Source organism: Candidatus Methanocrinis alkalitolerans, from assembly GCF_029167205.1.
GTDB lineage: Archaea > Halobacteriota > Methanosarcinia > Methanotrichales > Methanotrichaceae > Methanocrinis > Methanocrinis alkalitolerans.
In genome coordinates this window covers 1-8,218 of record NZ_JARFPL010000058.1, presented here as the reverse complement: position 1 = coordinate 8,218, position 8,218 = coordinate 1, and the positions used below count along the sequence as shown (strand labels likewise).

The 8,218-nt window shown below is 53.3% G+C and carries 8 protein-coding genes; 2 read left to right on the top strand and 6 right to left on the bottom strand.

The features are described from left to right. Window positions 1-66: 66 nt before the first annotated feature. Both P0O24_RS11840 and P0O24_RS11835 read right to left on the bottom strand, forming a co-directional pair. The gene (locus P0O24_RS11840) at window positions 67-333 is read right to left on the bottom strand and encodes a hypothetical protein (RefSeq protein WP_316969962.1); all 267 of its coding nucleotides are present in this window, start codon (window positions 331-333) and stop codon (window positions 67-69) included. A gap of 160 nt (window positions 334-493) precedes the next feature. Next, window positions 494-625 carry a hypothetical protein gene (locus P0O24_RS11835; RefSeq protein ID WP_316969961.1) on the bottom strand — a complete coding sequence of 44 codons (132 nt, stop codon included), beginning with the start codon at window positions 623-625 and terminating at the stop codon, window positions 494-496. A 51-nt stretch (window positions 626-676) separates the two neighbouring features. On the opposite strand from P0O24_RS11835, the gene P0O24_RS11830 reads away from it, so the two are divergent. Continuing rightward, on the top strand, window positions 677-859 hold the full coding sequence (locus P0O24_RS11830) for a hypothetical protein (RefSeq protein WP_316969960.1): 183 nt from the start codon (window positions 677-679) through the stop codon (window positions 857-859). Between the two features lies 1 nt (window position 860). Here P0O24_RS11830 and P0O24_RS11825 read toward each other — a convergent pair whose 3' ends face one another. Together P0O24_RS11825 and P0O24_RS11820 are read right to left on the bottom strand one after the other, a co-directional pair. After that, window positions 861-3,428 carry a phage NrS-1 polymerase family protein gene (locus P0O24_RS11825; RefSeq protein ID WP_316969959.1) on the bottom strand — a complete coding sequence of 856 codons (2,568 nt, stop codon included), beginning with the start codon at window positions 3,426-3,428 and terminating at the stop codon, window positions 861-863. A gap of 49 nt (window positions 3,429-3,477) precedes the next feature. Next, window positions 3,478-4,707, bottom strand: a complete 1,230-nt coding sequence (locus tag P0O24_RS11820; protein WP_316969958.1) for a hypothetical protein — start codon at window positions 4,705-4,707, stop codon at window positions 3,478-3,480. 764 nt (window positions 4,708-5,471) lie between these two features. Here P0O24_RS11820 and P0O24_RS11815 point away from each other — a divergent pair. Continuing rightward, window positions 5,472-6,083 carry a hypothetical protein gene (locus P0O24_RS11815; protein WP_316969957.1) on the top strand — a complete coding sequence of 204 codons (612 nt, stop codon included), beginning with the start codon at window positions 5,472-5,474 and terminating at the stop codon, window positions 6,081-6,083. A 131-nt stretch (window positions 6,084-6,214) separates the two neighbouring features. Here the strand turns inward: P0O24_RS11815 and P0O24_RS11810 are convergent, their stop codons facing one another. Next, window positions 6,215-7,009: a HEAT repeat domain-containing protein gene (locus P0O24_RS11810; protein WP_316969956.1), complete on the bottom strand. Its 795-nt coding sequence runs from the start codon at window positions 7,007-7,009 to the stop codon at window positions 6,215-6,217. 14 nt (window positions 7,010-7,023) lie between these two features. After that, the gene (locus tag P0O24_RS11805) at window positions 7,024-7,959 is read right to left on the bottom strand and encodes an S-layer protein domain-containing protein (RefSeq protein ID WP_316969963.1); all 936 of its coding nucleotides are present in this window, start codon (window positions 7,957-7,959) and stop codon (window positions 7,024-7,026) included. Between the last annotated feature and the right edge of the window lie 259 nt (window positions 7,960-8,218).

Genomic DNA, 8,218 nt, shown 5'->3' with positions numbered 1-8,218 from the left:
ACCCAATCGGCCAGCGTCTCGATCCGTTTGGGCTTCGTTTTAGCCTCAAGCTCGGACAGCCTTCTCTCAATAGCGGCCCGGCCTGTCACGTCTAGCCTCCTTATTTTTTGCTACGTCTTCTTCGAGTGCTGCAAGCCTCTTTTCTACGTCGGAAAGTTTTTCTAGCTCCCAGCCCTTTAGCCATGTCATTAGAAGCTGGTTGATCTTTCCGGCATGTTCTATCTGGCTTTGTTCTCGGAAAATGTCGGAGATCACCCGCTGGGCGATCCGTCGCACGTCACCGGGCGTTTTGAGGCTCACGCCTCTTGTTTTAGGATTATTATTCTTAGCCATATATCGACATCCTGCAATGAAAATGTATCCAAACCCCCCAGGGGTCAGTCCTCATCCTCTTCTGCAAGCTTGGCGATCGCATCCTGTAGCGCCGAGAGTTCTTCGATCAGGTTCCCGGTCCAGGTCCAAAGCCGCGTCAACTCCGCCTTCGACGCCATAATCATCTCCGCAGGTTGTAGCCATCGTTTCTGGAACCGCTCGCATCGCTGGAGAGGTCGCCACGCCCGTCGCGCCTTGCCGTCGTAGAATTGAAGCAGCGCCAGCAGCAGAGCCCGTAACCGACCACCTCCAAACCGCCACCCCCGAGACGACGACCACATTTACCGCACCTCTTCCCCCACGAGTGGACAGGGAGATCGTCGTCCTCGTTATCGCCACCGCGGCGAGGGTGGCGTCCGCCCTCTGTAAAATTGAAGAGATCGCACTGGCGGATCATTCGACCACCGCTGATAGCAACAACGCCGCCAGGACCACCAGGGAGATCAGCCCCAGGACAAAAAAGACCCAGGCGAGGAGGATAAGATGACTCATGCGACCACGTCCTCCTTCTCCGCCAGGAGGGCGATGGCCATCTTTGCTTTCTCCGCGGTCCAGAACCTGGGGTCGTCGTTCATCAACTGCTTGACGGTGGGTATCTGACCTCCGCCGACGTGAAGATAGTGCGCTCGGCTCAGCCCGAAGACCACGTCCTCGGTTTTGGGAGGCGAAAAACGACTGTCTCGACTGTCACCGGTGTCACCGCTGTCACGAGGGTTCTCAATGTCACCAGGTTTGCGACCTTGAGTAGTAACATCATCCCCATAAGAAGATGATGACTCGTCATATTTAGTATTATTATTCTCTTGACCATATTCAGTGTTACTAGTGACAGTCGTGACAGAGTTGACTCTCGTGACAGTAGTGTCATTGTTGACATCCAGAACCACCTTGATGGTAGGTATCCCACCTCCAGGATTCTCGACCTTGCAGTACTCGACGGTTCCGTCCCCGGCCATGGTGTTGAGATATTCCTGCAACTCCTTCGCCTTGATCTTCACGTGGCGAGATATCTCACGTTTTGTGGATATGCCACCGTGTCTCTTCAGAAACGCTATGATACGGTCGATAATATTTTTCTCCAGGTCTCTGCCTACCATGTCGTAGACGGCCATGGCCATGGGATGATAATACTGGTCCACAAGACGACACGCTTCGACGACGTACTCCAGCCTTAAGGGTCGATCCTGATCGAAGTCGGAGGAACCCAGCTCGAAGAGCATCGCCAGCTTTGCCACCAACGGCACAAGCCTGCTGTGGATCTGCATCTCATTGGCGTCGTCCCGCTTCTCGATCTCGCTCGCCCTCTGCTTCTGCCACTGGGTCCAGTACTGGGAGGCCTCTTTGCTAAATTTGAGTTGGCGCCTCACCATCCCGGCGACCTTGTTGGACATGGTAGCCAATTGCCCCCGGACTACGTGCTCCAGCTCGGAGTTCATCGCCGCGCCCTCTTCAAGGGGTAGCCACCGCTCTTTTGGCCTCCTCGGGAAGTGGTAAATGAACCTCGCCATGAAGCCGCTGAGGGTATCGTTGATCTCGGTGTTCGCGGCCAACGCCGAGTCGGTCGTCGCCCATAGGACATTGAGATAGGGGTCGTCCACAACAAACTCGGTTTTGCTGTTTTTTCGGCGGTTCGTCCTCAGCTTGCGGTGGATCGGTCGACAATCATATAACTGCATGAGGGAATCCTTGAACCCTCTCATGTAATCCCGCTTCATGGTTGAGAGGACCCCGGCGGCTTCATCTCGGACCCATGGGGCATGGGGGCATTCGTCGAGGTGCTCGATGAAGGCCTCCGGCGAGAACTCCGTCGGAACAGCGGTGATCGCTGTTCCCGGTCTGTGGTCGTTGAGGAGGGACTCGGTAATGTCGACGACGGTGCTCTTGCGGCTCAGGCTCGATCTTCCGGCTATGAAGATGTAGAGGTTAGGATAGATCGGCCCCTGTCGCAGCTTGACCCACAACTTCTTGTCGGCTATCACGGCCAGTTGGTAGAGCCCGCCTGCGAGCCAATAGTCGGGGTAAGCGTCGGAGATGTCCCGCCCATATGCGATGTAGCGGGTCAGGTAGTGATCTCTCGGGAGGTTCAGCTCGAATTTTGGGCCGCTATCGATCTTCCTGGAGGCGAGCTCTTCCTCGGTGACGGATCTCGCCCCTTCATCCCCACCTTCAGGGGGCTCATATACTTCTGAGGTCCCTGAGATCGCCTTAAAGAGGGTGATCTCGCCGTAAGTCTGGCGCCCTCGCTTCTCATCCCATTTAGCCCGCATCCGCCCGGAAGCCCGGAAGAGCCTGTCCATCTGAGTCTCGTCTCGGCCCGTCCAAAAGGCTAGGATATTACAGAAAACGAGATCTGCCTCGCTCGCCGAAGGATAGCCGAGTATATCCCCATCCCATAACGCTTCAAATTTTTTGGCCTGCTTTGAGCCCAGGATCTTGCCGAGAAGTACCCCGTCCTCGATCGTAGACTTCCCTGGAGGTGCCTGGACTATCGGCTCATCTCTCGTGGGGAAGATCTCGTTATACAGCTTTTCGAGCTCGACCTGTCTCTTCTCGATGGTCGCTGGGGTCTCGGCGACCCTGTGGCCCGTGAGAGATAGCAGCCTCGCCCTCTCGTAGATCTCGATCCCTGGCCGCGTCGAAGTTCTGCACCGATGCCCAGGCTTTTTGGCTTCGATGAAGATCCTGAGCCCTCGTCCAGAAGGTGAAATTTCAGTGTAGGAATTGAGCCGCTCGACGATCTCCCTCGCCTGGGTTTCGATCGTTCCGTCCTCCGCCACGACGTCGTCGAGGTCGATCCCGACGTAGGGGTCGTTCTCTGCTAGGACGTAGCCGATGCCGTCGTAACCTCCGAGGTCATCGTAAACGGTTAGAACCTCGTCGAAATTCGACCACGTCGACTCCGTCTTCGAAGAGGCTCGCCGCCCGTTGATCATGTAGGGGACCTTTGTCGGTTTGTCTTCTCCGTCCCGCTCTTCATGTCGCCATAGAACCCACTGTCGCCGATCCCTCAGAGATGTGGGTATGTTCTCGGGAAGGAGGGTGAGGGGATCTTTCATCTCCACCTCTCTAGCCCGACGATTCTAGTTTTTCCGCCAAAGTGGTCGCTCATCCTCCCCACCCCCGAGGACCTATTCCTCCAGCCATCGCCGCTTCGATCGTTACAAAGTCGACATCGCCATCTCCGGGATAGACTCCTTCACTGGTGCTAAGGAGCCACTTGTAGCTTTGGACGGTCTCAACGTCGACCTCGATTTTGCAGTCTACACGGCCCCGGTCCAGATCCATCTGGAGATTGTTCTCGATCCCCCTCAGCCTCTCCAGGTCGGCAACGATTCCCGATCTGAGGGTCAGTACCTCCTGGGGGAACTCTGGGGGGTCGGGAAGCTCACCGATCAGCCTAGAGGTCTCCGTTCGGCACCTTTGGTCGAGACCAGGGTCGTGGAACCGACAGAGCCACTTCTCAACAAAAGCCTGCACTCCTCCAGGGTGATACCTTTCAAGGGCGTCCAGCTCTGCCTTTTTGGTAGGGTCTAGAGACCACTTGCCGACGTACTCGGCGTACTTCTGCACATTGGCCTTCTCGCCGCCCTTTCGATTCACCAAGGGGATATGGTGCTCGACCACCTGCTCGGGGGTGAGGCCGATCCTCCTAATGCGAACGTCTAGCCCCGACTCGAAGAAGCTGATATTGAGCTCGGCGACCTTACCAGCCAGCTCTTGGGCCATCAGAAAACCTGATGGGTCCAAGTCCGATAGGTAGAGAATTATGGTCGGTCTGCCGTCCTCCTGGGCTCTTTTGCACATCTTCCATGCTGCTCCCCAGGATGGATGGCCTCGGAAGGTCACTAACGTGGTCTGGTTTCTCTGGCAGATGTCTGCCAGGAGATGGTTCATCGTCGATTTCTCAAGCCAGAGTTCAACTCGATGGGGCTGAGGTCGGAGGATCTCAGACGCCGCTAGCTTTGGGGATGTAGCTTCCAAGTGCCATCGGATCTCGTCTATCGGCTCGTGGTCGATCCAGTACTCGTAGCTAAAATCACAACTCTCCTGTGAGGGAACCAGGACCATCTCCCCTACCGACTCGTCGGGGATCGCATCCCATGGTATCAGTCCCTGCCTCTTCGCCAGGGCGATCCAGGTCGTAAACCGCCCGGAGTCCTCGTCCCGGTAGGTTCTAGAATCCACCACTTCGCCCTTGCCGTTGAATACCGGATAATCTGACCTGCCGAGTGCGAAATAGTGGAGGCCTCGCGCCGTCGTCCTCCTCAGCTTCGACTCCTCGTAGACGCTGGCAGCATACTTGGCCTTCCGCTGGTCGGTGACGGAGAAACTCATCTCTTGGACCTCCTAAAGGGATATTCTTGCTCTATCGAGTCGGCCAAGATCTCACCCTGGAATTCGGACACGATATGGTCGCAAGGGGCTGTCAGTTCTCAAAATGCAGATGCGATGCCCCTGGTGAGGGGCTAGCTCCGCGTTGAGTTCCGGCGGCAACCATACAGAAATGGAGCCGATGGTCGCGAAGAGGCAGCCTTCATCGTGGTCGAGATGGTGAAGGGGTCCGCAGACTTCTTGCCACACATCGAGAATTATCGGCCTCTTCTGATCGGCGATCCCACCGACAGCGATTCCCATCACCACCAGGAATCCCTCCCGTGGTTGGCCTCGATTTTAGTAGCAATTTCGCGTTCAGATGCCTTAAGATGATCTTTTCTCGAAATAGGAAAGGTATAAAAGCTGTAACTTTCTATATCGAGTTTGGAGTGGTTATTTTTCATTTTTGAGCCTCAATCTTATCTGAAAGCTTGGTTTTCCATCGCTCTGTCGACGAGGTCCCTCGCTGCGTCGCCTATCGAGCCGCCTAGGTCTTTCGCCAATTCTTCCAAGAATCCTCGCTGCGTTGGCGTCGCTCGGAACGCGACGTTATCGCTCAACCTTTCGGTGTATTTCGGCTTCATTAGGATTTATGTAGGGCAATCAACGATATAAATAATATAATATTGATTTTTGGGCTATTTACTCCATATATTGAATAAATATACGTTTTTTCCATATATGGAGATAACTTAAAATATCTGGTTCACGCAATAAGTTATTGTATGACTGCCAACCAGACTACAGAAAAGACCCCCCTATATTGGCATGTGGCTCTTGAAGATAGTAAAGGACGTAATGACGTGAAGATTCATCTTCTCCTTCATCTCCTCTATGAGGAGGACTATGCTTATAATATAGCTAATTTTTTTAAAAAATCGAAAATTAAAATTAATACGTTATGCGAGCAAAGCCAAATTCAGCCAATTCTAGCCGACATGGAGAATAAGGGATTCTTACTTTCAAGAAAATCTGAAGCATCTCCGAGAGTGAGAAGGTATTTTTCAATTAACCCAGCTATTCTCCAATCCCCAATGAACGCTACCCTCCATATCCTCTCAAGCGGAAGGGGTCTTTATATACGCAAAGAGGATCTGGAAGAGTTGTTCGCGGCGTTAAAAGGATGCAAAAGACCAGATCCCTCGCAACTAGGGATTCAAAAATTTGATTTTATTGCATTTCTATTAGCCGTCCGTGCACTTGCCGATGTGTATGGATTTTTGCCTTTGTCCCGCGAACTGGACCTGTATATTTCTGAAGTTGAGCGAATCGAGCGGGAAGTGCGGAGAATATATGCTAAAAAAATATTGCCAACCCCTGATGACATAGAGAACTGAAAAAAGGACAGATTCGCCTCGATAGATAGGTTGGGAAACGAGTAGCTTCCGTACAACTCGTCTCCGCCACCGTGGAGGCGGTATTGTTCCATGGTTCGGGGTATCACCGCCCCGCCCTCGGCTCGCCCCCGCTACTCAGCTCGGATCTTCTCCAAAGCTTCCGCAGCCCCGTGGTTTCCCTTCGAAGCCCAGTAGGTTAGCGGCTCGATAGCACTTGGATCGCCGATCTCGCCGAGAGCCCAGGCAGCAGTCGATCGGACATGCCAAGACTCATCCTTGAGCGCCTCGATCAAAGGTTGTACTGCCCGTTTGTCTCCGATCTTTCCAAGAGCTTCTGCTGCACTCCGTCGGATCTGTATGTTCCCAGATATCTCGTTTGGATGGTACGGATCAAAATTATCTTTCAGAAGAGCCTTCGCAAGTGGATCGATTGCCTTTGCATCGCCGATCTCACCAAGAGCTATGGCAGCCTCCGCTCGGACCCCCCAATCCTCATCCTGGAGAGCCTCGATGAGGGGATCGACCGCCATCGGATGGAGGCTCGCGCCAAGAGCCCGGGCCGCCCGCGCTCGGGCAACAGTAGCTCTGGATTCTTTAAGTGACTCTTTGAGTGACCATGCAATATCTCCTGAAATAACAAACGCACTCGGATGTATCCTTAGAACCGATATTGCATGGTCAATGTACTCAGTTTTTCCTAGTCTTACTAACGCACTCGCGGCCCATGCCTGAACACTTGGATCAGTATCATTGAGCGCCTCGATGAGAGGATCGACCGCCCTAGGATCTTCGATGGTGCAAAGAAGTTTAACAGCCTCCAATCGGGTGTCTACCGTTCCATACTTTAGACCCAATATGAGATCATCTACCTCATCCGCTGCGGCCGGCATCACCAGCGCCGCCAGCACCACCAGCACCACCAGCACCGCAAAATATCGTTTCATCGCTTTAATTCCCCCCTATAGAGATAGAAACTGAGGGGCGTTTCGGCAGTTGTCCTGATCCCTATACTACCCATCAATGGGATATCTTTGCCCGCTGTGAGGGTTATCGTCTCATCCTCATTGTTCGCCATAATCCACCTGGCATCGGCGTCCACGGTCTGGATCGTCATCTTGTTAAACTTGGTATCCTCTTTAATGGAAGTAATTGTGTCGGATATCTGCCAAATAGCGTTGACGGTAGCCGCGTCCTGGAGGCTGGTCCCAGTCCCATGGAAGACGTTCCCCTTGAAATGGACTGCAATGACAACGATCTTTTTTGTGTTTCCTAGATCTTTCCTGTAGACATAGGTCTTGTCCTTGAGGGTCGCTCCAGGCTTGGAGGGCGCCAAGAGACTTGAGTCAACGATTACTCCGTCTTTCTTCAGTTCTAGCCAGATATTCCCATACGCATCAATGCCTTTTATCGCCAGAACATAACCTTCCTTAAACTTCAGAGGATCATTCTTTTTGAAGGTCCATTCTTCGTCATCGTCCATCAGGACCTTGGAGAGCTGCTCGTCCTTCATGAGGTTGGCGTCGGTGGACCTGCCAAAGAGATGGCTTCCTTCGACGTAGGCGGCAAAGTACTCATCAGCCAGGAAGCCGATGGTCATATACTCGCCCCACTCCTCGAAGTCAAATTCGTTCGGCTGAGCTTCGGTCCTGTAAACAACACCGGTATCCTCAGCGAGGACGTTCCCCTCGGAGATGGTCATGATTATCTCCTCGGTCCCATAAATCCACCCTTCTTCATCTATCTCGCGATAAAATCCTGCAAAATTCGTGTTATTCCACTGTACCACTGCACCATCCACAACCTCTGCTACCGTGCTCTTGATCTCACCCGAATCCGCTGCCGCTGGTACCTCCTGAACCACAAGAGCCGCCAGCATCAGCAAAACCAAAATAGGTTTATGTCTCATCTTAATCTCTCTCTGGCGAAAGATACTGTCGCCAACCACAAAAAATGTTTCTATGCCGTCGCCGCTGGAGGAGGAGAGCCTGGACCCCCTCACCCGGTTTAGTTCTATGATATTATCCAGGTTTGGATGTGAGATATCATAGAACCACCGGGGAGAACCTGGTGGTCGTAGGAAAAGGTCGAAATATCCACCAAAACGGCCCCACCAGCACGACCACCGGGTTCTCCGG

Coding starts and splice junctions, on each gene's coding strand:
- P0O24_RS11840 (WP_316969962.1), bottom strand. CDS start 333: ATGGCTAAGAATAATAATCCTAAAACAAGAGGCGTGAGCCTCAAAACG.
- P0O24_RS11825 (WP_316969959.1), bottom strand. CDS start 3,428: ATGAAAGATCCCCTCACCCTCCTTCCCGAGAACATACCCACATCTCTG.
- P0O24_RS11820 (WP_316969958.1), bottom strand. CDS start 4,707: ATGAGTTTCTCCGTCACCGACCAGCGGAAGGCCAAGTATGCTGCCAGC.
- P0O24_RS11815 (WP_316969957.1), top strand. CDS start 5,472: ATGACTGCCAACCAGACTACAGAAAAGACCCCCCTATATTGGCATGTG.
- P0O24_RS11805 (WP_316969963.1), bottom strand. CDS start 7,959: ATGCTGGCGGCTCTTGTGGTTCAGGAGGTACCAGCGGCAGCGGATTCG.